Origin of the sequence: Enterobacter sp. R-1.6.2, assembly GCF_035064085.1 — a bacterium.
GTDB lineage: Bacteria > Pseudomonadota > Gammaproteobacteria > Enterobacterales > Enterobacteriaceae > Enterobacter > Enterobacter asburiae_B.
The window spans coordinates 1-24,606 of record NZ_JASEYI010000014.1 but is presented as its reverse complement, the minus strand read 5'-3'; the positions used below and the strand labels follow the sequence as shown (position 1 = coordinate 24,606).

Below are 24,606 nucleotides of genomic sequence, written 5' to 3'. Positions count from 1 at the left end.
GGAATATGAAAGCAAGGCGAAACAGGACCTTTCCGTTTATGCTGTGGAGAACCCAAAAGGAGAGACGATGTACACCCTGAACTGGCAACCCCCTTACGACTGGCAGTGGATGTTTGGCTTTCTCGGCGCGCGTGCGGTGACGGGCATTGAAACCGTCACCCACGACTACTACGAGCGCAGTTTTGCCTGCGAAGGGCATCAGGGGATATTTCGCGTAACGCCGGATATCGCCACCCATACGCTGACCGTGACGCTCAGTCCGGGGTTAATCCCGGTTGCGCAGACGTGCCTTGAACGCATCGAACGCCTGTTCGATCTCGCGTGCAACCCGCAGCACATCGCGGATACGCTGGGGGATCTCGGTGCTGCCCGGCCGGGCTTGCGTTTGCCGGGGGCGATGGACGCGTACGAGCAGGGCGTCCGGGCGATCCTCGGGCAGCTGGTGAGCGTGGCGATGGCGGCGAAACTGACGTCGCGCGTGGTGGCGCTGTGCGGTGAGCCGATCGCGGATTGTCCGGGGTATCTCTGTTTCCCCACGCCGGACGCCCTGGCGGCTGCGGACCCGCTGGCGCTGAAAGCGTTGGGCATGCCCGTAAAACGCGCGGAGTCGTTAATTCATCTGGCGCAGTCGGTCATCGACGGGACGTTTCCGCTTTTCCCGCCCGCGAATATTGAGGCCGGGATGAAGGCGCTACAGCAGCGGCCGGGGATAGGGCGCTGGACGGCAAACTACCTGGCCCTGCGCGGCTGGCAGGCGAAAGATGTCTTTCTGCCGGATGATTATCTGATTAAGCAACGCTTTGCCGGGATGACGCCCGCGCAGATTCGGCGTTATGCCGAGCGCTGGCAGCCGTGGCGCTCTTACGCGCTGCTGCACATCTGGTATACCGACGGCTGGACGCCGTCAGTTGATGGCGAAATAGCTGGTGTTGAGCAGTAGATCCAGCGGCTGCGGCTCGGCGATGGTGTCGCCAAAGATAAAATCAATTCCGATGCCGGAGAGCGTATCCATCATGATGGGCTGATTGCACGGGCCCGCGATGGTTTTCATCCCCAGACGCTGGGCGTGGCCCTGAACGATGGTCACCATCATCTCATCCATTAGGTTGCCATACACGTTGCTTACCACCTCTGCGTCCAGCATCAGATAGTCGGCCATATTGGCGGTCAGGTGGGTGAAGACGTTCATGTCGCGGCCCACCTGGCTGAAGATCACGCGGCAGCCCGCCTGGCGAAGCTTTTGCAGACTCCGCTGCAGGTTTTTATCCGGGCTGCACACCACGTCGGCAGAGATAACCAGATGCAGCAGACGGCCCGGCATAGGGCTTTTATCCAGCAGGTCGAGAAGCTCATCGACCAGCGTTACGCTGGCTAAACCGGCCTCAGAAAGCGGCAGCGCCACCCCCATACCTTTACTGGCGACCTGTGCGGCAGAGGCGCGGAAAAACTCATTAAAAATACGTCTGTCGAGGGCGTGCAAAAGCTCAGGCTCGGCCAGACCCGAGCGGAAGGCATGCTCTTCCTGGACTTCGCCCTGGCTGGTCCACAGGCGTAACGACAGCAGCCAGAAATTACTGCTTTCCGGGATGCGCGGGGAGGCGACGCTACGGGCAATCATCATCAGGTGATTGTCTTTAATCATGTGCCACTGTTCATCAAGCGACATCATGCTGCGCGTGTTGTGATCCCGCTCCTGCTGGGGTTCGTAAACCGTCACCATGCCGCGCCCGCTGTTTTTCGAGGCATAACAGGCTATATCGGCCTGCGACATCACCTCCGACGCCTGATGGTTATTTTCATCAATCAGCGTGATGCCTGCGCTGGCGCCGATCCGGTGCAGGCGGCCTTCCCACATAAAGTGATAGTCATTGATCGTGTGGATCAGGCGCCCGGCGATATAGCGCGCGCTTTCAATATTGCAGTCCGGCAGCAGTAACCCGAACTCATCTCCGCCCAGTCGCGCCAGCACGTCGCTGGAGCGGAGCATGGTCAACATCAGGGAGGAGAGCTCCCGCAGCAGGGCATCCCCCGCCGCATGGCCTGCCGTATCGTTGACGGCTTTGAAGCGATCGAGATCGATAAAGACCAGAGCATGACGCTGGCGCGTTTCGCGAACGGTCTGCAGGAGCCGTTTAAGATGATTTTCGAAGCTGACCCGGTTTGCCAGATGGGTCAGGGCATCGTGGGAGGCGCTGTAGCTCAGCTGACGCAGCATTTTGCGCGACTCGGTCACGTCCTGAATCACGATAACCGAGCCAATATTCTGCCCGTCCAGCGTGCTGAGCGGCGTAATGCTGTAGTGAATATCAAAATTCCCGCCGGTCCGGCAGTTCAGCACCACGTCCTGATCGATATCGGAACGGGACATATCGCCGCTGTGAATATTCTCCATCAGCGGCCCTTTTTCACCAAAGGTGATGTGCAACACCTTGAGGATCGGCTGGCCGATAGCCTCGGTCTGCAGCCAGCCGCTCATTTTCTCGGCTACCGGGTTCATGAAGGTGACGTTCATGTTGATATCGGTGCACAGCACCGCTTCACCGATAGAATCGAGGGTGATGTGCAGACGCTCTTTTTCCTGGAAGAGGGCCTCGTTGAGCTGCTTCACCTCGGTCATGTCCATGTTGATCCCGAGCAGCCGTTCGACTTCACCCTGCTTATTGAGCACCCGGTTCGCCAGGGAGCGAATGTGGCGCACGCCTTCCTTCACGCGGATGCGGAATTCCAGCTTAAACGGCAGACGGGAAATCAGCGAGTCCCGCAGCACCTGCTCAGCGTGGGCACGATCTTCCGGCAGCATCGTGTCATGCCAGAGCTGCCAGGTAGGCTTGATGTGCGGCGGGATTTCATACAGCTCAAACATCCGCTTGTCCCAGCTGATAATGTCTGGCTCCAGATCCCACTCCCAGATGCCGATGCCGCCCGCTTCGTTAGCCAGCGTAATGCGCTCCATCAGGCGTTTGTTGACCCACTCGGTCTGCTTTAGATCGTTAATGTCTTCAATCTGGGCGATAAAATAGAGCGGCGAGCCGTCGGCATGGCGCACGACGGAGACGGCAAGGAGCGCCCAGACCACTTCCCCGTCGCGAGTGTAATAGCGCTTCTCAAGGGTATAGGTATTGATGTCGCCGTTGACCAGCTGTTCGAGCTGTTCCAGGTCGGTGTGCAGATCTTCCGGCCAGGTGAGCTGCTGGAAGGTCAGAGACTGGAGCTCCGTCTGGCTGTAACCGAGGAAATTGCACAGCGCCTTGTTAGCCTGCAGCCATTTGCCCTCAATGCTGACCAGCGCCATACCGATGGCGGAATACTCCATCGCATTGCGGAAACGCTCCTCGCTTTCGGTGATGTGTTTGCGCTCAGCGCGGAAGGCGTACATCACCATGGTCATCACGTTGGCAGGCAGGAGCAGCATCAGGAACGGCAGCCAGGGGGCGTTCAGCATCGCCCCGACGTGCTGGGTTGTCAGCGCCACAGGATTTCGGGCAATCATCAGCGACACAACCATCACGGTAACCAGAAACACCAGGAACGCTTCCATTCGCGGCAAGCGCACGGCGCTCCACATAAGCAAAACGATAACGCAGGTGAAAGGCCACGGCAGCCAGGTGATGGCTGCCCAGCTGAGGGCCAGCGTTACGGCCAGCGTGGTCAGGGTTTCCAGCAGCAGTCTCGGGTCACGGTGGCGCAGCAGATAATGCGGTTTAAACAACAGCCCCAACGGTACCACCGCCAGCGCGCCGATGGCTTCGGACAGCACCCAGACGAAGAAATTACGCAGGGGTTCAGGGCCGGGAGCCAGCAGGGATACCAGCAAGCCGCCCACCAGCGGCGGGATCACCGCGCTGCCGATGGCCACGCGGATCCAGTCATTCAGATTCTGCAGCGGGTTGTACCACGGGAGCAATTTGCGCAGCAATAGCGCACCGGTAAAGGCTTCAACCACGTTAATCGAGGTGTAGGTGAGGCTTATCGATCCCCACGAAAACAGCATCCAGGTGGCCAGAATATTGCCGAACGAACAGGCCAGGGCAATTCCCGGCCACATTTTTCCTGCATGGCGATAAAACGCCACCATCATAATGGCGGTGGGGAACCAGAGCGGGGCCAGCAGGGTGCCGAACCGGGTAAGCTCCAGGGAAAATAAGGTAAAGATAAAGGTGACCAGGCCCAGACAGACAAGTCGTATTAAAGGATGTGGGGTGGTAACCAAAACCCGCTGGTATTGTTTATTCATTACCGCTTTATCCAGAGACGCCATGCCGTCAGGGAAGATGTCCGAACGCGTGAATTTGATAATTTGGTTTATGCTAGTACAAACAATTTACAATTCATATGGTGACCGCTCAGAATTTGACACCACAGACTTATTAAATAGAGGCTCCGTGAAAAAAAAACGGTTAAACGCTGAAAAAACGTTCATTTAAATTTCACTCAGGGAATAAGACGTCACTTTTCGGCCAGTCTCGCAGAACCTGTGCTTTCGACTGGTATCACGCCCGCGAAATCCCTATAATTGCCGCGTTTGACGCTCCGGCGTCGTCCTTCCTTAACATCCAGGTTAATCAGGTCGCTAAATTTATGACTGATAAGTCTCATCAATGCGTCATTATAGGCATCGCCGGCGCATCGGCTTCAGGTAAAAGTCTAATTGCCAGTACGCTTTATCGCGAACTGCGTGAACAAGTAGGTGATGAGCATATCGGCGTCATTCCCGAAGACAGCTATTACAAAGATCAATCCCATCTGTCGATGGAAGAACGCGTCAAAACCAACTATGACCACCCAAATGCAATGGATCACAGCTTGCTGTTCCAGCATTTAGAAGCGCTTAAGAGCGGCCAGGCCATTGAACTGCCCGTTTACAGTTACGTAGAACACACCCGCACCCGGGAAACCATCCGCATCGAGCCGAAAAAGGTCATTATCCTTGAAGGGATCCTGCTGCTGACCGACGCCCGCCTGCGTGAATCCATGAACTTCTCGATTTTCGTCGATACCCCGCTGGATATCTGCCTGATGCGCCGCATCAAGCGTGACGTGAATGAACGCGGCCGTTCGATGGACTCCGTCATGGCGCAATATCAGAAAACGGTCCGCCCGATGTTCCTGCAGTTTATTGAGCCATCCAAACAATACGCCGATATCATCGTGCCGCGCGGGGGTAAAAACCGCATTGCTATTGATATCTTAAAAGCGAAAATCAGCCAGTTTTTTGAATAACCCGCGTGAATTGTGTACCGTTCAGAGATAACCTGGTTTTACCCTGAGCGCTTACCGCCTCAGGGTACGATGCATGAAAGGAGAAAGTGGCATGCGTCTTTGCGATCGCGATATTGAAGCCTGGCTGGATGAAGGCCGTTTGTCTATTACCCCGCGCCCACCCGTTGAGCGTATCAATGGCGTGACCGTTGATGTCCGCCTGGGGAATAAATTCCGCACCTTTAGTGGCCACACTGCGCCGTTCATTGACCTCAGCGGGCCGAAGGACGAAGTCAGCGCCGCGCTCGATCGCGTGATGAGTGACGAAATCGTAATTGATGAAGGCGAAGCTTTTTATCTGCATCCGGGTGAACTGGCCCTGGCGGTGACGTTTGAATCCGTCACCCTGCCTCCGGACCTGGTCGGCTGGCTTGATGGTCGTTCTTCGCTGGCGCGACTGGGGCTGATGGTTCACGTGACCGCGCACCGTATCGATCCAGGCTGGTCGGGGCGTATCGTGCTGGAATTCTTCAATGCCGGTAAATTGCCGCTGGCGCTGCGTCCGGGCATGATGATCGGCGCGTTGAGCTTTGAACCGCTGTCAGGCCCGGCAGATCGTCCTTATAACCGTCGGCAGGACGCAAAATATCGCGACCAGCAGGGCGCGGTTGCCAGCCGTATTGATAAAGACTGATCGTTAGTCCATTGAGGATGCCATGAGAAGAGTTCTGACGACGCTGATGATTTTGCTGGTGGTGCTGGTGGCTGGTCTTTCGGCGTTGGTTCTGCTGGTTAACCCCAACGATTTCCGCGCTTACATGGTGCGGCAGGTCGAGGCGCGCAGTGGTTATCAACTGAAGCTTGACGGGCCGCTGCGCTGGCACGTCTGGCCGCAGCTCAGCATTCTCTCTGGCCGCATGTCGCTCACGGCACCGGGGGCGTCCCAGCCGCTGGTGTCCGCAGACAACATGCGTCTCGATGTGGCGCTGATCCCGCTCATTTCCCATCAGCTGCAGGTTAAGCAGGTGATGCTGAAAGGCGCGGTGATTCAGCTCACCCCGCAAACCGAAGCCGTGCGTGATGCCAGTGCGCCGGTTGCGCCGCGCGAAAATACTCTGCCCGATGAACCGTCCGATACCGGCTGGTCCTTTGATATCGGCAAGCTGAAAGTTGCCGACAGCGTGTTGGTTTTCCAGCATGAGCACCAGGAGCAGGTGACCATTCGCAACATCAACCTGCAGATGGAACAGGATGCTCATCATCTTGCGTCGCTGGAATTTAGCGGGCGCGTGAACCGCGATCAGCGCGATTTGACCCTGTCGCTGAATGCTAATGTGAACGCCTCGGACTACCCGCATCAGCTCACGGCCGACATCCAGCAGCTGAACTGGCAGCTGACGGGTGCCGATCTCCCCTCCCAGGGAATAACCGGGCAGGGAACGCTGCAGGCCGTGTGGCGCGAAGAGCAAAAGCAGCTCGAGCTGGATAATCTCAACCTGCAGGCAAATGACAGTAGCCTGAAGGGGCAGGCGAGCGTCACGCTCGAAGAGAAGCCGAAGTGGGTGCTGAATCTGCAGTTTGACAAGCTCAATCTGGAAAACCTGCTGCCGCCTCTGCCGGCCAGCGCCACGGACAACGATGCCACCCAGACGGGGCAAAGCCAGGCACCGGCATCACGTCCGGTTATCTCGTCTAATCTCGATCAGCCTGACTATAACGCGCTGCGCGGGTTCACGGCGGATATTCTGCTGAAAGCCAATAGCCTGCGCTGGCGCGGCATTGATTTTACCGACGTGAGCAGCCAGATGTTTAACCATAACGGTTTGCTGGTGATCTCCGAACTGAGCGGGAAGATGGGCGCAGGAAACCTCTCGCTGCCCGGCACGCTGGACGTCCGTAAAGACGTTGCCAGCGCCGAATTCCAGCCGCGTCTCGATAACGTTGAGATAGGCACCATCCTGAACGCGTTTAACTATCCGATATCCCTGACGGGGCAGTTGACGCTCGCGGGTGACTTCTCAGGCACGAAAATTGATGCCGATGCTTTCCGCCGCGAGTGGCAGGGGCAGGCGCATCTTGATCTGAAGAATTCCCGTATGGAAGGGCTTAACTTCCAGCAGCTGGTGCAACAGGCGGTTGAGCGCAGCAGCGATGTAAAAGCCCAGGATAACTACGACAGCGCCACGCGCCTCGACAGCTTCACCGCGGACCTGACGCTGGACAACGGCCAACTCACTCTCGACGGAATGCAGGGCGCCTCTTCACTGTTATCAATGACCGGTGAAGGTAAGCTGGATCTGGTGAAAGAGACGGCGGACACGCGCTTTAACGTGCGGGTACTTTCCGGCTGGCAGGGTGAAAGCAAGCTCATCGACTTCCTGAAAGAGACGCCGGTCCCGCTGACCGTATACGGCAAATGGCAGGCCCTGAATTACAGCCTGCAGGTGGATCAGATCCTGCGCAAGCATCTGCAGGATGAAGCGAAACGTCGGCTTAGCGGCTGGGCGGATCGTAATAAAGATTCACAGGACGGTAAGGATGTGAAGAAGTTGCTGGATAAGCTTTGATGTCCGTTGCGCCGGGTGGCGTTGCGGCCTGATGCCCTCACCCCGGCCCTCTCCCACGGGAGAGGGCGCAAACACTAAAAACGGCAACCGGGTTGCCGTTTTGTTTTACCTAAACCTCAAAATCCAGCTCTTCCTCATCCCGCAGCGGAATGAGCTGAACCTTCTGCACGCGATGGTTTTCAATCTGCAGCGTTTTGAGCAGATAGTCGCCCACCTGAACCTCTTCTCCCGGCTGCGGGATACGCTGCAAATACTCCATCAGCAGGCCAGCAATGGTGTGATATTCCCGTTTTTCATCCAGCGGCAGCGGCACGTATTGCACCAGGTCTTCCAGCGGCATGTGGCCGTTAGCCGTCCACGACCCGTCTGCGTTTTTCTGAATGTCATGGCGGGCGTCAATCTCATCCACCTCGTTAGGCAGATTACCGGCAATGGTTTCCATGACGTCGCTGAGCGTGACCAGCCCTTCCACCGAACCAAACTCATCCACCACAAAGGCAAAGTGCGTGCGCGCGTTACGGAATTGCTCAAGGGCGGAAAGCAGCGGTAGCCCCTCAGGGAAGACCAGCGGCTGGCGCACCAGAACGCGCAGGTTGAGCGCCTCGCCGTGAAGCTGCTGCTGGAGCAGGTCAATAACGTGCACCACGCCCAGCAATTCCTCTTCCTCTTCACCGCCGGTCACCACCACGCGAGTGTGCTGGTTTTTATCCAGCAGGGCGCGAATGTGCTCTTCCGGTGCCGTCAGGTCGATATGCTCAATGTCGTGCCGCGAGGTCATGATGCTGCTGACCGTCCGCTGATTCAGATTAAGCACCCGCTCGATCATACGTCGTTCCTGCGGGTCGAAGATCGGCCCGTCGCTGCGATCGGCCAGCATGGCGGAGGATTCGGCATCCAGCTCCGCATCCTCTTTCTTACCGCTTAGCAGGCGCATAACCGTGTCGGCCGTGCGCTGACGCAGGGTCTGATTCACGGACAGGAAGCGGCGGCGGTTAAATATCGCCAGCTGGTTGAGCGCTTCAATCATGACGGAGAAGCCGATGGCGGCGTACAGGTAGCCTTTCGGAATATGGAAGCCAAAACCATCGGCCACCAGGCTAAAGCCAATCATCAGCAGGAAGCTCAGGCAGAGGATCACGATAGTCGGGTGACTGTTCACAAAGCGGGTCAGCGCCTTGCTGGCCATCACCATCAGCGTGATGGCAATGATCACCGCGGCCATCATCACCGTAAGGTGGTCGACCATCCCGACGGCGGTGATCACCGAGTCGAGGGAGAAGACCGCATCCAGCACCACGATTTGCGCCACCACCGGCCAGAATTTCGCTCCGCGGCGCTGGGTTGGGTTCTCACTGTCTTTACCCTCCAGCCGCTCGTTGAGCTCCACCGTGGCTTTGAACAGCAGGAACAACCCGCCGAAGAGCATGATCAGATCGCGGGCGCTAAAACTCAGGCCGTGAACGGAGAACAGAGGCTGAGTGAGCGTCACCAGCCAGGAGATAGAGGCCAGCAGCAGTAACCGCATCACCATCGCCAGCAGCAGACCCGTCACGCGCGCGCGGTCGCGCTGGGAAGGGGGCAGTTTTTCAGCGAGGATGGCGATAAAGACCAGATTATCAATCCCGAGCACCAGCTCGATGACGACCAGCGTAACCAGCCCGGCCCAGATTGAGGGATCGGCAATCCATTCCATAGTAATAGCAATACCTTCTGTTATATGACGAATGTCACACTTCGATCATGGATAAAGCTGGGGGAAATTGCAATGCCGGGCTGAGATTTCTCTTAATACGACGGGTAAAAAAGAGAGCATTCTCAATAGGGTGTAAATAAGCGAAATACGTATATTTAATTACAAGGAATGCATTTTAGGATATATCGCAGGTGATGATTTTTACTCTCATTTTGTCAATATAAAGAAATTCCTAAAAGGTCAAAAATTTGCTCTTAATATTAATCTTAAAAACCGATATTAGGACAGTTGTCTCCTTGCCTGCTATTAGGTTAGCTGCAACAATTCTCCCAGCATCAAATGTTAAATCTCGGTGTTGCTATTAATGTTCGGTCTTCAGGGATGGTTATTCATTATCCGTCGGGTTTCTCAAGCGACTGATATATTTCCAGAAGACCTTGCTCAAGAGGGTGTCTATCCATAACACATTGTTTAGTCAGTGGATTGGTAACTGAAAGCCAAGGGCGGTAGCGTGCCTGAAAGCGTGTGAATCAGCCTCGATTATTCTGTCAATAGCCAATGGATGAATAAGCTTTTTTTAGGACTGATGCCAGTTATATTTCTATTTGATTAACTGCATGCTGAAACCCAATACGACTCGAGCTTATTTAAATTGCACAGGATAATTACTCTGCCAAAGTGATAAATAATCAATGATGAAATCCAAAATGAAATTGATGCCATTATTGGTGTCTGTGACCTTGATGAGTGGTTGCACGGTCTTTCCCGGCAGCAATATGTCAACAATGGGTAAGGATGTGATCAAGCAACAGGATGCCGATTTTGATCTCGACAAAATGGTGAATGTTTATCCACTTACGCCTCGTCTGGTCGAACAATTACGTCCACGTCCGAATGTTGCCCAGCCGAATATGTCGCTGGACCAGGAAATTGCGTCCTACCAGTACCGCGTGGGGCCGGGTGACGTGATCAACGTGACCGTCTGGGACCACCCTGAACTGACCACGCCAGCGGGCCAGTACCGTAGCTCAAGCGACACCGGTAACTGGGTGCAGTCAGATGGCACCATGTTCTATCCCTACATTGGTAAAGTCCATGTTGCAGGGAAAACGCTTGCCGAGATCCGTAGTGATATTACCGGCCGCTTAGCGCAGTACATCGCCGATCCGCAGGTGGACGTTAATATCGCCGCATTCCGCTCGCAAAAAGCCTATATCTCCGGCCAGGTGAACAAATCCGGCCAGCAGGCCATCACCAACGTTCCTCTGACCGTACTGGATGCCATCAACGCCGCAGGCGGGTTAACCGACGGCGCCGACTGGCGCAACGTGGTGCTCACCCACAACGGGAAGGAGCAGCGTATTTCGCTGCAGGCGCTGATGCAAAACGGCGATCTGACCCAGAACCGCCTGCTCTATCCGGGCGACATTCTCTACGTGCCGCGCAATGACGATCTGAAAGTCTTCGTGATGGGTGAAGTGAAGAAACAGAGCACCCTCAAAATGGACTTCAGCGGTATGACGCTGACCGAAGCGCTGGGCAATGCTGAGGGTATCGATCTGACGACCTCTAACGCGACCGGTATCTTCGTTATCCGTCCGCTGAAAGGTGAGGGCAGTGCGAAAGGCAAGATTGCCAACATCTACCAGCTGGATATGTCCGATGCGACCTCTCTGGTGATGGCAACGGAGTTCCGTCTCCAGCCATACGATGTGGTGTATGTCACCACCGCGCCGGTTGCCCGCTGGAACCGTCTGATCAACCAGTTGCTGCCAACCATCAGTGGCGTTCGCTACATGACGGATACGGCGCGCGACATTCATACCTGGTAATCCGCGATGTTTAACAAAATTCTGGTGGTATGCGTGGGGAACATTTGCCGTTCCCCTACGGCTGAACGGTTGTTGAAACACTACCAGCCCGAACTGACCGTTGATTCGGCAGGGCTGGGTGCACTGGTCGGTAAAGGTGCCGATGAGCGCGCAACGAGCGTGGCGCGGGATCATCACCTCTCTCTCGACGGCCACGTGGCCCGCCAGGTCACTGGCCGCATGTGCCGGGAGTATGACCTGATCCTGACGATGGAAAAACGCCATATTCATGCGCTGTGCGATATCGCTCCGGAGATGCGCGGCAAGGTGATGCTGTTTGGTCACTGGGACAATGAACGTGAAATCCCCGATCCGTATCGCAAACGCCATGAGGCCTTTGAGGCGGTTTACACCTTACTTGACCAGTCTGCCCAACAGTGGGCGCAGGCACTGAAAGTTCAGCAGGGATAACAATGACAGAAAAAACAAGACCTTCTGCCGCCCCGACTTCGGGCAGTGATGAAATTGATATTGGGCGCCTGGTCGGCACTGTTGTAGAGGCAAAGTGGTGGGTGCTGGGCATTACCGCCGTGTTCGCCGCGGCGGCCGTCGTCTATACGCTGTTCGCCACCCCTATCTACAGCGCCGATGCGCTGGTGCAGATCGAGCAGAATACCGGCAACTCGCTGGTGCAGGACATTGGTTCCGCGCTGGCGAACAAGCCGCCGGCATCCGACGCCGAAATTCAGCTCATCCAGTCACGCCTGGTGCTGGGTAAAACGGTTCACGACCTCGGGCTCGATATCTCCGTCACCAAAAATACCTTCCCAATCTTTGGTGCCGGCTGGGATCGGCTGATGGGGCGCAACAACGACACGGTGAAAGTCACTGACTTCGTGCTGCCGAAAGGGGCGGCCGATCAGACGTTTACCCTGACGGTGCTTGGCCCGAAACAGTATCAGCTAACCAGTGACGCAGGCTTTAGCGCCCGCGGTGAAGTGGGGCAGATGCTGACCAAAGACGGCGTCAGCATGATGGTTAGCGCCATCAACGCTCAGGAGGGCGGCGAATTCACCGTCACCAAATTCTCCACCCTGGGGATGATCAACAATCTGCAAAACAACCTGACCGTCACCGAAAACGGTAAGGACACCGGCGTGCTGAGCATGACCTTTACCGGTGAAGATAAGGATCAAATCCGCGACATCCTGAACAGCATTACCCGCAACTATCTTGAGCAGAACGTTGAGCGTAAGTCGGCGGAAGCGGCGAAAAGCCTGGCCTTCCTCGCGAAACAGCTCCCGGAAGTGCGCGCCCATCTGGATGATGCCGAGAACAAGCTGAACGCTTATCGTCAGGATAAAGACTCCGTTGACCTGCCGCTGGAGGCGAAATCGGTCCTCGATTCGATGGTCAACATTGATGCGCAGCTCAACGAGCTGACCTTCAAAGAGGCGGAGATTTCCAAGCTTTATACCAAACGTCACCCGGCCTACCGCACGCTGCTGGAGAAACGCCGTACCCTGGAAGAGGAGAAGGCGAAGCTCAATGACCGCGTGACCGCGATGCCGAAAACGCAGCAGGAGATCGTGCGTCTGACCCGCGACGTGGAGTCTGGACAGCAGGTTTACATGCAGCTGCTGAACAAGCAGCAGGAGCTGAAAATCACCGAAGCCAGTACCGTCGGTGACGTACGCATCGTCGACCCGGCCATTACCCAGCCTGGCGTGCTGAAGCCGAAGAAAGCGCTGATTATTCTCGGCAGCATTATTCTCGGCCTGATGCTCTCCATCGTGGGCGTGCTGCTGCGTTCCCTGTTCAACCGCGGTATCGAAAGCCCGCAGGTGCTGGAAGAGAGCGGTATCAACGTCTATGCCAGCATTCCGCTGTCCGAGTGGCAAAAATCCCGCGACAGCGTCAAAACCATCAAGGGCGTCAAGCGTTACAAACAGAGCCAGCTTCTGGCGGTGGGTAACCCGACCGACCTCGCCATCGAAGCGATCCGTAGCCTGCGTACCAGTCTGCACTTCGCCATGATGCAGGCCAAAAACAACGTCCTGATGTTAACCGGCGTGAGCCCGTCAATCGGTAAAACCTTCGTCTGCGCCAACCTGGCGGCGGTGGTCAGCCAGACCAACAAGCGCGTGCTGCTGATCGACTGCGATATGCGTAAGGGCTACACCCACGAGCTGCTGGGCACCAACAACGTGCACGGTCTGTCGGAAATCCTGCTCGGCAAAGGTGAAATCAGCCAGAGCGCGAAACCCACAACGGTGCCGAAATTTGACCTGATCCCACGCGGTCAGGTGCCGCCGAACCCGTCCGAGCTGCTGATGAGCGAACGCTTCACCGAGCTGGTGGAGTGGGCGAGCAAAAATTACGACCTGGTGCTGATCGATACGCCGCCAATTCTGGCCGTGACCGATGCAGCCGTTGTTGGCCGCCACGCTGGCACCACGCTGATGGTGGCGCGTTACGCGGTCAACACCCTGAAAGAGGTGGAAACCAGCCTGAGCCGCTTCGAGCAGAACGGGATTGAGGTGAAAGGGGTGATCCTGAACTCCATCTTCCGCCGCGCGACCGGGTACCAGGATTACGGCTATTACGAGTACGAATATAAATCTGACAGCAAATAACAAAACACACCCCACCCCCCTCACCCTAACCCTCTCCCCAAAGGGGAGAGGGGACTGTTCGGTGCGGGATTTAGGGGACGAACGTAATGATAACCACTGGCTGCCTTTCACCCTCTCCCCTTTGGGGAGAGGGCCGGGGTGAGGGGAAAAGATGACCACACAACGCCCTTTAGTTTCAATCTATATGCCGACATGGAATCGTCAGCAGCTGGCGATCCGCGCAATCAAATCCGTCCTGCGACAGGATTACGATAACTGGGAGCTGATCATCGTTGATGACTGCTCTTCCTCGTATGAACAGCTGCAAAAGTTTGTGACTGACCTCAACGACCCGCGGGTGGTCTATACGCATAACGCCATTAACTCCGGCGCGTGCGCGGTGCGTAATCAGGCGATTATGCAGGCCAAAGGGCAGTATCTGACCGGGATCGACGACGATGACGAATGGACGCCGAACCGCCTGTCTATCTTCCTGTCGCATAAAGAGCAGCTGGTCACGCACGCTTTCCTGTATGCCAACGACTATGTCTGCCAGGGCGAGGTTTACTCGCAGCCCGCGAGCCTGCCGCTGTACCCGAAATCACCGTACTCTCGCCGCCTGTTTTACAAGCGCAACATTATTGGTAACCAGGTCTTCACCTGGGCGTGGCGTTTCAAAGAGTGCCTGTTCGATACCGAACTCAAGGCCGCGCAGGATTACGATATCTTCCTGCGCATGGTGGTGGAATACGGCGAGCCGTGGAAAGTGGAAGAGGCCACGCAGATCCTGCATATCAACCACGGGGAGATGCAAATCACCTCCTCGCCGAAGAAGTTCTCGGGCTACTTCCATTTTTACCGCAAGCACAAGGACAAGTTTGACCGTGCCAGCCGTAAATATCAGCTCTTCACCCTCTATCAGATCCGCAATAAGCGCATGAACTGGCGCACGCTGCTGACGCTGCTGTCCGTGCGTAACGGCAAACGCCTGGCTGATGGACTTCGGGGGAAATAATGTTTCTGGAAGATTGCCGCGCTAACAGCTGGAGCCTGCGTCCGTGCTGCATGGTTCTGGCGTACCGCATCGCGCATTTTTGCTCGGTGTGGCGTAAGAAAAATGTGCTGAACAATATCTGGGCGGCGCCCGTGCTGGTGCTGTACCGCATCATTACCGAATGCTTTTTTGGCTATGAAATTCAGGCCGCTGCGACCATTGGCCGCCGCTTTACCATCCATCACGGCTATGCGGTGGTGATCAACAAGTTTGTGGTCGCCGGGGATGATTTCACCATTCGTCATGCGGTCACCATTGGCAACCGCGGGCCTGACAGCCTGGCCTGCCCGGTCATCGGCAATAACGTCGAGCTGGGCGCGAACGTGGTGATCGTCGGTGACATTACGATTGGTAATAACGTCACGATTGGTGCTGGCAGCGTGGTGCTGGACAGCATTCCGGATAACGCGCTGGTGGTGGGAGAAAAAGCCCGCGTGAAGGTGATTAAATGAACATTCTGCAATTTAACGTACGCCTCGCAGAAGGCGGAGCGGCAGGCGTGGCGCTGGATCTGCACCAGCGCGCGCTGCAAAAAGGACTTCAGTCTCGTTTTATTTACGGCTACGGCAAAGGCGGCAAGAAAAGCGTCAGCCACGATAACTTCCCGCAGGTGCACAAGCACACGCCGCGTCTGACCTCGATGGCCAACATTGCGCTGTTCCGCCTGTTTAACCGCGATCTGTTTGGCAACCTGAACAGTCTTTACCGCACGGTTACCCGCACCACGGGCCCGGTTGTGCTGCATTTTCACGTTCTGCACAGCTACTGGCTGAATCTGGAAGAGGTGGTGGCGTTTTGCCAGAAGGTGCAGGCCCACAAGCCCGACACCCGCTTTGTCTGGACGCTGCACGATCACTGGAGCGTGACCGGACGCTGCGCGTTTACCGACGGCTGCGAAGGCTGGAAAGATAACTGCCAGAAGTGCCCGACGTTAAGCAACTACCCGCCGGTGAAGGTGGATCGCGCGCATCAGCTGGTGGCCGGAAAGCGTCAGCTGTTCCGCGACATGCTCTCGCTCGGCTGTACGTTTATCTCTCCGAGCCAGCACGTGGCGGATGCCTTCAACAGCCTGTACGGGGCAGGGCGCTGTCAGATTATCAACAACGGCATCGACGTGGCGACGGAAGCCATTCTTGCCGAGCTGACCCCGGTGGCCGAAACCGCAGGTAAACCGAAAATCGCTATCGTTGCGCATGATCTGCGTTACGACGGTAAAACCAACCAGCAGCTGGTACGCGACATGATGGCGCTGGGTGACAAGATAGAACTTCACACCTTCGGCAAGTTTTCACCGTTCGAAGGGGCCAACGTGGTGAACCACGGGTTTGAGACCGACAAGCGCAAGCTGATGAGCGCGCTGAATGAAATGGACGCGCTGGTGTTCAGCTCCCGCGTGGATAACTACCCGCTGATCCTCTGCGAGGCGCTCTCTATCGGCGTGCCGGTGATCGCCACCCACAGCGATGCGGCGCGCGAAGTGCTGGAAAAGTCCGGCGGGAAAACCTTCACGGAGCAGGAGGTCCTGCCGCTGGTACAGCTGCCGAAGGCGCAGATTGCTGAGATCGTTTTTGGCACGGACCTGGAATCGTTCCGCAACCGCAGCCGCAAGGCCTACAGTGGACAACAGATGCTGGAGGAATATGTCTCGTTCTATCAGAATCTGTAGTTATCTGCTGCTGCCGCTGATCTACCTGCTGGTTAACGTCAAAATTGCCCAGCTCGGCGAAAGCTTCCCGATAACCATCGTAACCTTCCTGCCCGTTCTGCTTCTGCTGTATGTCGATAAAATCAACCTCAAGAAGCTGATGATTGCCTTAGGGCTGGGCACGGGCCTGACGCTGTTTAACTACATCTTTGGCCAGTCGCTGGATGCGAGTAAATACGTCACCTCGACCATGCTGTTTGTTTATATTGTTATTATTATCGGAATGGTCTGGAGTATTCGGTTTAAAACTATTTCCCCGCACAATTATCGGAAAATCCTTAGGTTCTTTTATATTGCCGTTGCGTTAATTGTTATGCTTGCCGCGCTGGAGATGGCGCAAATTATTCTCACCGGCGGCAGCAGCCTGATGGAGATAATTTCGAAATATCTCATTTACAGTAACAGCTATGTATTGAACTTCATCAAGTTTGGCGGGAAGCGTACTACGGCCCTCTATTTTGAACCGGCGTTTTTCGCTCTGGCGTTAATCTCAATTTGGCTCAGCATCAAACAGTTTGGTATCAAAACGCCTAAGACCGATGCTATGATTCTTGCAGGAATTGTTCTGTCTGGATCGTTCTCAGGGGTAATGACATTTATCCTGTTTTACCTGCTGGAGTGGGCGTTCCAGTACCTGAACAAAGATGCGATTAAGAAAAAGCTGCCGCTGGCGATTATCTCCCTGACGGTATTTATGGTAGGCGTGATATTTGCCTTCCCGTACATCTCAGAACGTTTGGGTGATTTGGGAACGGAAGGGTCTTCGTCCTATTATCGCATCATTGGGCCACTGGTTATGGTGGGTTATTCCTTAACCCATATTGATGGGGTAGTAAGATTCGGCTCACTTTACGAATATGTTGCATCATTCGGAATCTTTAACGGTGCGGATGTCGGTAAAACCATAGACAATGGTCTGTATCTGTTAATTATTTATTTTTCGTGGTTCGCCGTACTGTTGACCCTGTGGTATCTGTTTAAAGTTTTCAAAATGATGATTAACGCGTTTGGTGATAACCAGAACTTTCGCGTTCAGCTTTATCTGTTTACTCCGGTGTCGCTGTTTTTTACCGGGTCAATATTTAGCCCGGAATATGCTTTCTTGATTGTCTGTCCGTTTATTCTGCGCAAGGCGCTTAATATTACGAACGTATGACGAAATGAGGTGATTTATGTTTCTTAGCGTCATTACTGTCGCTTTTCGTAATTACGAAGGGGTGGTAAAAACCTGGCGCTCGCTGCGCAACCTGGCGCGCGATCCAAGCCTCACCTTTGAGTGGATTGTGGTCGACGGCGGCTCGAACGATGGCACGGCGGAGTTTCTGGAAAAACTCAACGGTGAGTTCAACTTACGCTACATCAGCGAGAAAGATAAAGGCATCTACGATGCGATGAATAAAGGCATCAGCATGGCGCAAGGCCGTTATGCCATCTTCCTGAACTCGGGCGATATTTTCCATGATGACGTGGCGCTGTTTGCCCGTCAGCTGGCTCGCCAGAAAGAGGACGCCATGTATATTGGCGATGCGCTGCTCGATTTTGGCGACGGACATAAAGTGTGCCGCAGCGCGAAGCCAGGCTGGTATATCTACCACAGCCTGCCGGCCAGCCATCAGGCCATTTTCTTCCCGGTAAAAGGTCTGAAAAAACAGCCTTACGATTTGCAGTATAAAGTGTCTTCCGATTATGCGCTGGCAGCCAGCCTGTATAAATCAGGTTACCCGTTCCGTCGAATTAAAGGGCTGGTGTCTGAATTCTCCATGGGCGGCGTGTCAACGTCTAATAATCTGGAATTGTGCCAGGATGCCAAAAACGTACAGCGTAAAATATTACGCGTGCCGGGATTCTGGGCGGAATTGTCTTATTTATTACGCCTGCGTACCACAGGCAAAACGAAAACCTTATATAACAAAGCCTGAATATAAGGAAACGCAATGCAGGATTTAAAAGGTTTCTCCGTGCCGAAAGGTTTTCGGGGCGGGAACGGTATTAAGGTACAGCTGTGGTGGGCCGTTCAGGCAACGTTATTTGCCTGGTCGCCGCAAATAATGTACCGCTGGAGAGCTTTTTTATTGCGCCTGTTTGGCGCAAAAATCGGAAAAAACGTAGTCATCCGACCTTCTGTGAAAATTACCTATCCGTGGAAATTAACGCTGGGAGATTACGCATGGGTTGGGGATGACGCGGTGTTATATACCCTTGGCGAAATAACGATTGGCGCAAATTCGGTGGTTTCACAGAAGTGTTATTTGTGCACCGGCAGCCACGATTTTATGAGTCAGCATTTTGATATTACCGCTTCGCCTATTGCGATAGGTGAAAAATGTTGGCTGGCAACGGATGTTTTTGTTGCACCGGGTGTTTCTGTTGGCGATGGCACGGTAGTCGGTGCCCGCAGCAGCGTTTTTAAATCGCTACCGGCAAATAAAGTTTGCCGTGGCAACCCCGCAGTGGTGATACGCGAACGCGTTGAAACGAAGAGCCTACTTAACGGCTCTGATTAAATTCATAAGTAGAGGAATAAAACATGTCTAAAGTCGCTCTCATCACCGGCGTTACCGGGCAGGATGGTTCTTACCTGGCAGAGTTCCTGCTGGAAAAAGGGTATGAAGTACACGGTATTAAACGTCGTGCGTCTTCTTTCAACACCGAACGTGTGGATCATATTTATCAGGATCCTCACGCGGCGAACCCGAAATTCCATCTGCACTACGGCGACCTGACCGATACCTCCAACCTGACCCGTATCCTGCAGGAAGTTCAGCCGGATGAAGTCTACAACCTGGGCGCGATGAGCCACGTAGCGGTCTCCTTCGAATCCCCGGAATACACTGCCGACGTTGATGCCATGGGTACGCTGCGTCTGCTGGAAGCAATCCGCTTCCTCGGCCTCGAGAAGAAAACTCGCTTCTACCAGGCATCTACCTCTGAGCTTTACGGTCTGGTACAGGAAATCCCACAGAAAGAGACCACGCCGTTCTACCCGCGCTCTCCGTATGCGGTAGCAAAACTGTACGCCTACTGGATCACCGTGAACTACCGTGAATCCTACGGCATGTACGCCTGTAACGGCATCCTGTTCAACCACGAATCTCCGCGTCGCGGCGAAACCTTCGTGACCCGTAAAATCACCCGCGCTATCGCCAACATCGCGCAGGGTCTGGAGTCTTGCCTGCACCTCGGCAACATGGATTCCCTGCGTGACTGGGGCCATGCCAAAGACTACGTGAAAATGCAGTGGATGATGCTGCAGCAGGAACAGCCAGAAGACTTCGTGATTGCAACCGGCGTGCAGTACTCCGTACGTCAGTTCGTTGAAATGGCCGCGGCACAGCTGGGCATCAAGCTGCGCTTTGAAGGTACCGGCGTGGAAGAGAAGGGTATCGTAGTTTCCGTGACCGGCCACGACGCTCCGGGCGTGAAGCCAGGCGACGTGATTGTCCAGGTTGACCCGCGCTACTTCCGTCCTGCTGAAGTGGAAACCCTGCTGGGCGACCCAACCAAAGCGCACGAGAAGCTGGGCTGGAAACCAGAAATCACTCTGCAGGAGATGGTTTCCGAGATGGTAGCCAAAGATCTTGAAGCAGCGAAAAAACACTCCCTGCTCAAGTCTCATGGCTACGAGGTTGCCATCGCGCTGGAGTCCTGAGAATGACAAAACAACGTATTTTTGTCGCCGGTCATCGCGGAATGGTGGGTTCCGCGATTGTTCGCCAGCTGGAGCAGCGCGGTGACGTGGAAGTGGTTGTCCGCACACGTGACGAGCTGAACCTGCTCGACAGCCGTGCGGTACAGGACTTCTTTGCTAACGAACGCATTGACCAGGTGTATCTGGCGGCGGCGAAGGTGGGCGGCATTGTCGCTAACAACACCTACCCGGCGGATTTCATCTACGAAAACATGATGATCGAGAGCAACATCATTCACGCGGCGCATCTGCACAACGTGAATAAGCTGCTGTTCCTCGGATCGTCCTGTATTTACCCGAAAATGGCGAAACAGCCGATCGCCGAGAGCGAACTGCTGCAGGGCACGCTTGAAGCGACCAACGAGCCGTACGCGATTGCCAAGATTGCCGGGATCAAGCTGTGCGAGTCCTACAACCGTCAGTACAACCGCGACTATCGCTCGGTGATGCCGACCAACCTGTACGGACCGCACGACAACTTCCACCCGAGCAACTCGCACGTGATCCCGGCGCTGCTGCGCCGCTTCCACGAGGCGACCGCCGAGAACGCGCCGGACGTGGTGGTGTGGGGCAGCGGTACGCCGATGCGTGAATTCCTGCACGTGGACGACATGGCTGCCGCCAGCATTCACGTGATGGAGCTGGATCGCGAGGTGTGGCAGGAGAACACCGAGCCGATGCTGTCGCACATCAACGTCGGTACCGGCGTGGACTGCACCATTCGCGAGCTGGCGCAAACCATCGCGCAGGTAGTGGGCTACAAAGGCCGCGTGGTGTTTGACGCGACGAAACCGGACGGCACGCCGCGCAAGCTGCTGGACGTGACCCGTCTGCATCAGCTGGGCTGGTATCACGAGGTGTCACTGGAGCAGGGGCTGGCCAGTACCTACCAGTGGTTCCTGGAAAACCAGCACCGCTTCCGGGGGTAACGATGTTTTTAAGTCAGGAAGATTTTGCCACGGTAGTGCGTTCGACTCCGCTCATCTCAATTGATTTGATCGTGGAGAACGAACGCGGCGAGTTCTTGCTGGGGAAACGAACCAACCGTCCTGCACAGGGCTTCTGGTTCGTGCCCGGCGGGCGCGTGCAGAAGGATGAGACGCTCAGCGATGCGTTTGAGCGTCTCACTCTGGCGGAACTGGGCCTGCAGCTGCCGATGGCAGCGGGCCAGTTTTACGGGGTCTGGCAGCACTTCTATGACGATAACTTTTCAGGCACCGGGTTCACCACGCACTACATCGTGCTGGGGTTCCGCCTGAAGGTGAGTGAGGCAGACCTGCGTCTGCCTGATTCTCAGCATGACGACTACCGCTGGCAGACGCCAGAGGCGCTGCTTGCCAGCGACAATGTGCATGACAACAGTCGTGCCTATTTCCTGGCTGAACGTCAGGCCGAGGTGCCGGGCATATGAAGATCCTCGTATACGGAATCAACTACTCGCCGGAATTAACCGGCATCGGGAAATACACCGGCGAGATGGTCGAGTGGATGGCGAGCCAGGGACATGACGTGCGGGTCATTACCGCGCCGCCGTACTACCCGGAGTGGAAAGTCGGGGAGTGCTACTCAAGCTGGCGCTACCGTCGCGAAGAGGGTGCAGCGACCGTCTGGCGCTGCCCGCTGTATGTGCCTAAGCAGCCCTCAACGCTGAAGCGGTTACTTCATCTGGGCAGCTTTGCCCTGAGCAGTTTCTTCCCGCTGATGGCGCAGCGTCGCTGGAAGCCGGATCGCATCATCGGCGTGGTGCCAACGCTGTTTTGCACGCCGGGCATGCGCCTGCTGGGCAAACTCTCCGGCGCGCGCACCCTGCTGCACATTCAGGATTATGAAGTTGACGCCATGCTGGGCCTGGGGATGGCAGGCAAAAGCAAGGGCGGCAAGGTGGCGAAGCTCGCCAGCGCGTTTGAGCGCAGCGGCCTGCACAACGTGGATTACGTCTCGACTATCTCGCGCTCGATGATGAACAAGGCGCAGGAGAAGGGCGTTCCGGCAGAGAAGGTAATCTTCTTCCCGAACTGGTCCGAAGTGGCGCGTTTTCGCGATGTAACTGAGCAAGACGCTCAGGCTCTGCGCGCGCAGCTCGGTTTGCCTGAAGATCAAAAAATCATTCTTTACTCAGGCAACATCGGCGAAAAGCAGGGGCTGGAAAGCGTGATTGAAGCGGCCCAGCTGCTGAGTGAACATCCGTGGACGTTTGTGATTGTCGGGCAGGGCGGTGGAAAGGCGCGGCTGGAAAAAATGGCCGGGGAACGCGGCCTGACCAACGTGAAATTTTTCCCGCTTCAGTCTTACGAGGCATTGCCTGCGCTGCTGAAGATGGGCGACTGCCATCTGGTGGTCCAAAAACGCGGCGCCGCGGACGCGGTGCTGCCGTCCAAGCTGACCAACATTCTGGCAGTGGGCGGTAACGCGGTGATCACGGCAGAAGCCGAAACAGAATTAGGCCAGCTGTGCGACAGCTATCCGGGAATTGCCGTGTGCGTGGAGCCGGAATCGGTCCCGGCGCTGGTAACCGGAATTGAGAAGGCACTTGCCATGCCAAAAGTGAACACGGTGGCACGTGAATATGCCGAACGCACGCTCGAGAAAGAGAACGTGCTGAGCCAATTTATTGCAGATATACGGGGATAAATCATGAGTCAAACCACTTTGTATCCGGTTGTGATGGCTGGTGGCTCTGGTAGCCGGTTGTGGCCGCTGTCCCGCGTGCTCTATCCAAAACAGTTCCTCTGCCTGAAAGGGGATCTCACCATGCTGCAGACGACGGTAAACCGTCTGCACGGCGTGGAGTGTGAAAGCCCGGTGGTGATTTGTAACGAACAGCACCGCTTTATTGTTGCCGAGCAGCTGCGCCAGCTGAATAAGCTCACCGAAAACATCATCCTGGAGCCTGCCGGACGCAATACCGCGCCCGCGATCGCCCTGGCGGCGCTGGCGGCAAAACGCAGCAGCCCGGACTGTGACCCGCTGATGCTGGTCCTGGCGGCAGACCACGTTATCCAGCAGGAAGACGCGTTCCGCGACGCGGTGCGTGCGGCGATCCCTTACGCCGAGAGCGGCAAGCTGGTGACCTTCGGCATCGTGCCGGATCTGCCGGAAACCGGCTATGGCTATATTCGTCGCGGCAGCGTGACGCCGGGTGAAGGCGACAGCGTGGCGTTTGACGTGGCGCAGTTTGTTGAAAAACCGAATCTGGAAACCGCGCAGGCGTATGTCGCCAGCGGAGAGTATTACTGGAACAGCGGGATGTTCCTGTTCCGCGCCGGACGCTATCTGGAAGAGCTGCGCAAATACCGCCCGGATATTCTGGATGCCTGCGAGAAAGCGATGGCGGTGGTGGACCCGGATCTCGACTTCATCCGCGTGGATGAAGAGGCGTTCCTCGCCTGCCCGGAAGAGTCCATTGACTATGCGGTGATGGAACGCACGGCGGATGCCGTCGTGGTACCGATGGATGCGGGCTGGAGCGATGTCGGCTCCTGGTCCTCCCTGTGGGAGATCAGCGCCCATACCCCGGAGGGTAACGTCCACCACGGCGATGTTATTAGCCACAAAACGGAAAACAGCTACGTCTACGCCGAGTCCGGCCTGGTGACCACGGTCGGGGTGAAGGATCTGGTGGTTGTCCAGACCAAGGACGCCGTGCTGATTGCCGACCGTAACGCCGTGCAGGACGTTAAAAAAGTGGTGGAGCAGATCAAGGCCGATGGCCGTCACGAGCACCATATTCACCGCGAAGTCTACCGTCCGTGGGGGAAATATGACTCCATTGACTCCGGTGACCGCTACCAGGTGAAACGCATCACCGTGAAGCCGGGCGAGGGGCTGTCGGTGCAGATGCACCATCACCGCGCCGAGCACTGGGTGGTGGTTGCGGGTACCGCTAAAGTCACCATCGACGGTGAAGTCAAACTGCTCGGTGAAAACGAGTCCATTTATATTCCGCTGGGGGCGACGCACGGCCTGGAGAACCCGGGGAAAATTCCTCTCGACTTAATTGAGGTGCGCTCCGGGTCGTATCTGGAAGAGGACGATATCGTGCGCTTCCAGGACCGCTACGGGCGGGTGTAGCACTCTGCATTATGCCCGGTGGCGCTGCGCTTACCGGGCCTGCGAATGACAAAAAAATCAATTTGGCCATTACGTGGTCAGGGCCGACTGTTGCCTGAAAAAGGGGTCATCATGGAAAAATTAACCTGTTTTAAAGCCTACGATATTCGCGGCAAGCTGGGCGAAGAGCTGAATGAAGACATCGCGTGGCGCATTGGCCGCGC

The 24,606-nt window shown here is 55.9% G+C and carries 21 protein-coding genes; 19 read left to right on the top strand and 2 right to left on the bottom strand.

The features are described 5' to 3' along the window. Positions 1-67: 67 nt before the first annotated feature. Positions 68-940 (top strand): DNA-3-methyladenine glycosylase 2, encoded by an 873-nt coding sequence (alkA, locus tag QMN93_RS15780; protein ID WP_193139657.1) that lies wholly within the window; start codon positions 68-70, stop codon positions 938-940. On the opposite strand, the gene QMN93_RS15775 is transcribed toward alkA, so the two are convergent. Beyond that, positions 905-4,234 (bottom strand): diguanylate cyclase, encoded by a 3,330-nt coding sequence (locus tag QMN93_RS15775; RefSeq protein WP_264884715.1) that lies wholly within the window; start codon positions 4,232-4,234, stop codon positions 905-907. The genes alkA and QMN93_RS15775 overlap by 36 nt on opposite strands. A gap of 344 nt (positions 4,235-4,578) precedes the next feature. On the opposite strand from QMN93_RS15775, the gene udk reads away from it, so the two are divergent. The 3 genes from udk (at position 4,579) to asmA (ending at position 7,766) form a co-directional block, all read left to right on the top strand. Next, entirely contained in the window at positions 4,579-5,220 is a 642-nt protein-coding gene (udk, locus tag QMN93_RS15770) for a uridine kinase (protein ID WP_033145985.1), read from the top strand. A gap of 91 nt (positions 5,221-5,311) precedes the next feature. Continuing rightward, complete coding sequence (gene dcd / locus QMN93_RS15765) at positions 5,312-5,893, top strand: dCTP deaminase (RefSeq protein ID WP_023312408.1); 582 nt, start codon at positions 5,312-5,314, stop codon at positions 5,891-5,893. Positions 5,894-5,915: 22 nt separating this feature from the next. After that, positions 5,916-7,766: an outer membrane assembly protein AsmA gene (gene asmA / locus QMN93_RS15760; protein ID WP_193139653.1), complete on the top strand. Its 1,851-nt coding sequence runs from the start codon at positions 5,916-5,918 to the stop codon at positions 7,764-7,766. A 109-nt stretch (positions 7,767-7,875) separates the two neighbouring features. On the opposite strand, the gene QMN93_RS15755 is transcribed toward asmA, so the two are convergent. Next, the gene (locus QMN93_RS15755; protein ID WP_323619281.1) at positions 7,876-9,459 is read right to left on the bottom strand and encodes a TerC family protein; all 1,584 of its coding nucleotides are present in this window, start codon (positions 9,457-9,459) and stop codon (positions 7,876-7,878) included. 692 nt (positions 9,460-10,151) lie between these two features. Between QMN93_RS15755 and QMN93_RS15750 the strand changes: the two genes are divergently transcribed. From QMN93_RS15750 to QMN93_RS15680, 15 genes are all read left to right on the top strand, one after another. Continuing rightward, positions 10,152-11,291, top strand: coding sequence for a polysaccharide export protein (locus QMN93_RS15750; protein ID WP_014170829.1), 1,140 nt, complete (start codon positions 10,152-10,154; stop codon positions 11,289-11,291). A 6-nt stretch (positions 11,292-11,297) separates the two neighbouring features. Continuing rightward, a complete protein-coding gene (gene wzb / locus QMN93_RS15745) occupies positions 11,298-11,741 on the top strand; it encodes a low molecular weight protein-tyrosine-phosphatase Wzb (protein ID WP_069303061.1) in 444 nt (147 codons plus the stop codon). A gap of 2 nt (positions 11,742-11,743) precedes the next feature. Beyond that, a complete protein-coding gene (gene wzc / locus QMN93_RS15740; RefSeq protein WP_193139648.1) occupies positions 11,744-13,906 on the top strand; it encodes a tyrosine-protein kinase Wzc in 2,163 nt (720 codons plus the stop codon). Between the two features lie 151 nt (positions 13,907-14,057). Beyond that, positions 14,058-14,900: a colanic acid biosynthesis glycosyltransferase WcaA gene (gene wcaA / locus QMN93_RS15735; protein ID WP_023312403.1), complete on the top strand. Its 843-nt coding sequence runs from the start codon at positions 14,058-14,060 to the stop codon at positions 14,898-14,900. Beyond that, a complete protein-coding gene (gene wcaB, locus QMN93_RS15730) occupies positions 14,900-15,391 on the top strand; it encodes a colanic acid biosynthesis acetyltransferase WcaB (RefSeq protein ID WP_032642828.1) in 492 nt (163 codons plus the stop codon). The genes wcaA and wcaB overlap by 1 nt, the downstream gene beginning before the upstream one ends. After that, on the top strand, positions 15,388-16,605 hold the full coding sequence (gene wcaC, locus QMN93_RS15725; RefSeq protein ID WP_193139646.1) for a colanic acid biosynthesis glycosyltransferase WcaC: 1,218 nt from the start codon (positions 15,388-15,390) through the stop codon (positions 16,603-16,605). The genes wcaB and wcaC overlap by 4 nt, the downstream gene beginning before the upstream one ends. Next, complete coding sequence (wcaD, locus tag QMN93_RS15720) at positions 16,580-17,800, top strand: colanic acid polymerase WcaD (RefSeq protein ID WP_029742034.1); 1,221 nt, start codon at positions 16,580-16,582, stop codon at positions 17,798-17,800. The genes wcaC and wcaD overlap by 26 nt, the downstream gene beginning before the upstream one ends. Before the next feature lie 16 nt (positions 17,801-17,816). Beyond that, positions 17,817-18,563, top strand: a complete 747-nt coding sequence (gene wcaE / locus QMN93_RS15715; protein ID WP_029742033.1) for a colanic acid biosynthesis glycosyltransferase WcaE — start codon at positions 17,817-17,819, stop codon at positions 18,561-18,563. A gap of 15 nt (positions 18,564-18,578) precedes the next feature. Beyond that, positions 18,579-19,148 carry a colanic acid biosynthesis acetyltransferase WcaF gene (wcaF, locus tag QMN93_RS15710; RefSeq protein WP_193139644.1) on the top strand — a complete coding sequence of 190 codons (570 nt, stop codon included), beginning with the start codon at positions 18,579-18,581 and terminating at the stop codon, positions 19,146-19,148. A 23-nt stretch (positions 19,149-19,171) separates the two neighbouring features. Next, on the top strand, positions 19,172-20,293 hold the full coding sequence (gene gmd / locus QMN93_RS15705; protein WP_014884502.1) for a GDP-mannose 4,6-dehydratase: 1,122 nt from the start codon (positions 19,172-19,174) through the stop codon (positions 20,291-20,293). A 2-nt stretch (positions 20,294-20,295) separates the two neighbouring features. Then, the gene (locus QMN93_RS15700; protein WP_013097874.1) at positions 20,296-21,261 is read left to right on the top strand and encodes a GDP-L-fucose synthase; all 966 of its coding nucleotides are present in this window, start codon (positions 20,296-20,298) and stop codon (positions 21,259-21,261) included. A 2-nt stretch (positions 21,262-21,263) separates the two neighbouring features. Continuing rightward, positions 21,264-21,743, top strand: a complete 480-nt coding sequence (locus QMN93_RS15695) for a GDP-mannose mannosyl hydrolase (RefSeq protein WP_029742031.1) — start codon at positions 21,264-21,266, stop codon at positions 21,741-21,743. Then, positions 21,740-22,963, top strand: a complete 1,224-nt coding sequence (gene wcaI, locus QMN93_RS15690) for a colanic acid biosynthesis fucosyltransferase WcaI (protein ID WP_264884714.1) — start codon at positions 21,740-21,742, stop codon at positions 22,961-22,963. The genes QMN93_RS15695 and wcaI overlap by 4 nt, the downstream gene beginning before the upstream one ends. 3 nt (positions 22,964-22,966) lie before the next feature. Next, complete coding sequence (gene cpsB / locus QMN93_RS15685) at positions 22,967-24,403, top strand: mannose-1-phosphate guanyltransferase (RefSeq protein WP_193139640.1); 1,437 nt, start codon at positions 22,967-22,969, stop codon at positions 24,401-24,403. A 111-nt stretch (positions 24,404-24,514) separates the two neighbouring features. Continuing rightward, on the top strand, positions 24,515-24,606 hold a 92-nt coding region (locus QMN93_RS15680), incomplete at its 3' end, for a hypothetical protein (RefSeq protein ID WP_258926131.1).

Bases quoted from the DNA above. Each gene is read 5' to 3' on its own strand.
- alkA (WP_193139657.1), top strand. From the start codon at position 68: ATGTACACCCTGAACTGGCAACCCCCTTACGACTGGCAGTGGATGTTT.
- QMN93_RS15775 (WP_264884715.1), bottom strand. From the start codon at position 4,234: ATGAATAAACAATACCAGCGGGTTTTGGTTACCACCCCACATCCTTTA.
- udk (WP_033145985.1), top strand. From the start codon at position 4,579: ATGACTGATAAGTCTCATCAATGCGTCATTATAGGCATCGCCGGCGCA.
- dcd (WP_023312408.1), top strand. From the start codon at position 5,312: ATGCGTCTTTGCGATCGCGATATTGAAGCCTGGCTGGATGAAGGCCGT.
- asmA (WP_193139653.1), top strand. From the start codon at position 5,916: ATGAGAAGAGTTCTGACGACGCTGATGATTTTGCTGGTGGTGCTGGTG.
- QMN93_RS15755 (WP_323619281.1), bottom strand. From the start codon at position 9,459: ATGGAATGGATTGCCGATCCCTCAATCTGGGCCGGGCTGGTTACGCTG.
- QMN93_RS15750 (WP_014170829.1), top strand. From the start codon at position 10,152: ATGATGAAATCCAAAATGAAATTGATGCCATTATTGGTGTCTGTGACC.
- wzb (WP_069303061.1), top strand. From the start codon at position 11,298: ATGTTTAACAAAATTCTGGTGGTATGCGTGGGGAACATTTGCCGTTCC.
- wzc (WP_193139648.1), top strand. From the start codon at position 11,744: ATGACAGAAAAAACAAGACCTTCTGCCGCCCCGACTTCGGGCAGTGAT.
- wcaA (WP_023312403.1), top strand. From the start codon at position 14,058: ATGACCACACAACGCCCTTTAGTTTCAATCTATATGCCGACATGGAAT.
- wcaB (WP_032642828.1), top strand. From the start codon at position 14,900: ATGTTTCTGGAAGATTGCCGCGCTAACAGCTGGAGCCTGCGTCCGTGC.
- wcaC (WP_193139646.1), top strand. From the start codon at position 15,388: ATGAACATTCTGCAATTTAACGTACGCCTCGCAGAAGGCGGAGCGGCA.
- wcaD (WP_029742034.1), top strand. From the start codon at position 16,580: ATGTCTCGTTCTATCAGAATCTGTAGTTATCTGCTGCTGCCGCTGATC.
- wcaE (WP_029742033.1), top strand. From the start codon at position 17,817: ATGTTTCTTAGCGTCATTACTGTCGCTTTTCGTAATTACGAAGGGGTG.
- wcaF (WP_193139644.1), top strand. From the start codon at position 18,579: ATGCAGGATTTAAAAGGTTTCTCCGTGCCGAAAGGTTTTCGGGGCGGG.
- gmd (WP_014884502.1), top strand. From the start codon at position 19,172: ATGTCTAAAGTCGCTCTCATCACCGGCGTTACCGGGCAGGATGGTTCT.
- QMN93_RS15700 (WP_013097874.1), top strand. From the start codon at position 20,296: ATGACAAAACAACGTATTTTTGTCGCCGGTCATCGCGGAATGGTGGGT.
- QMN93_RS15695 (WP_029742031.1), top strand. From the start codon at position 21,264: ATGTTTTTAAGTCAGGAAGATTTTGCCACGGTAGTGCGTTCGACTCCG.
- wcaI (WP_264884714.1), top strand. From the start codon at position 21,740: ATGAAGATCCTCGTATACGGAATCAACTACTCGCCGGAATTAACCGGC.
- cpsB (WP_193139640.1), top strand. From the start codon at position 22,967: ATGAGTCAAACCACTTTGTATCCGGTTGTGATGGCTGGTGGCTCTGGT.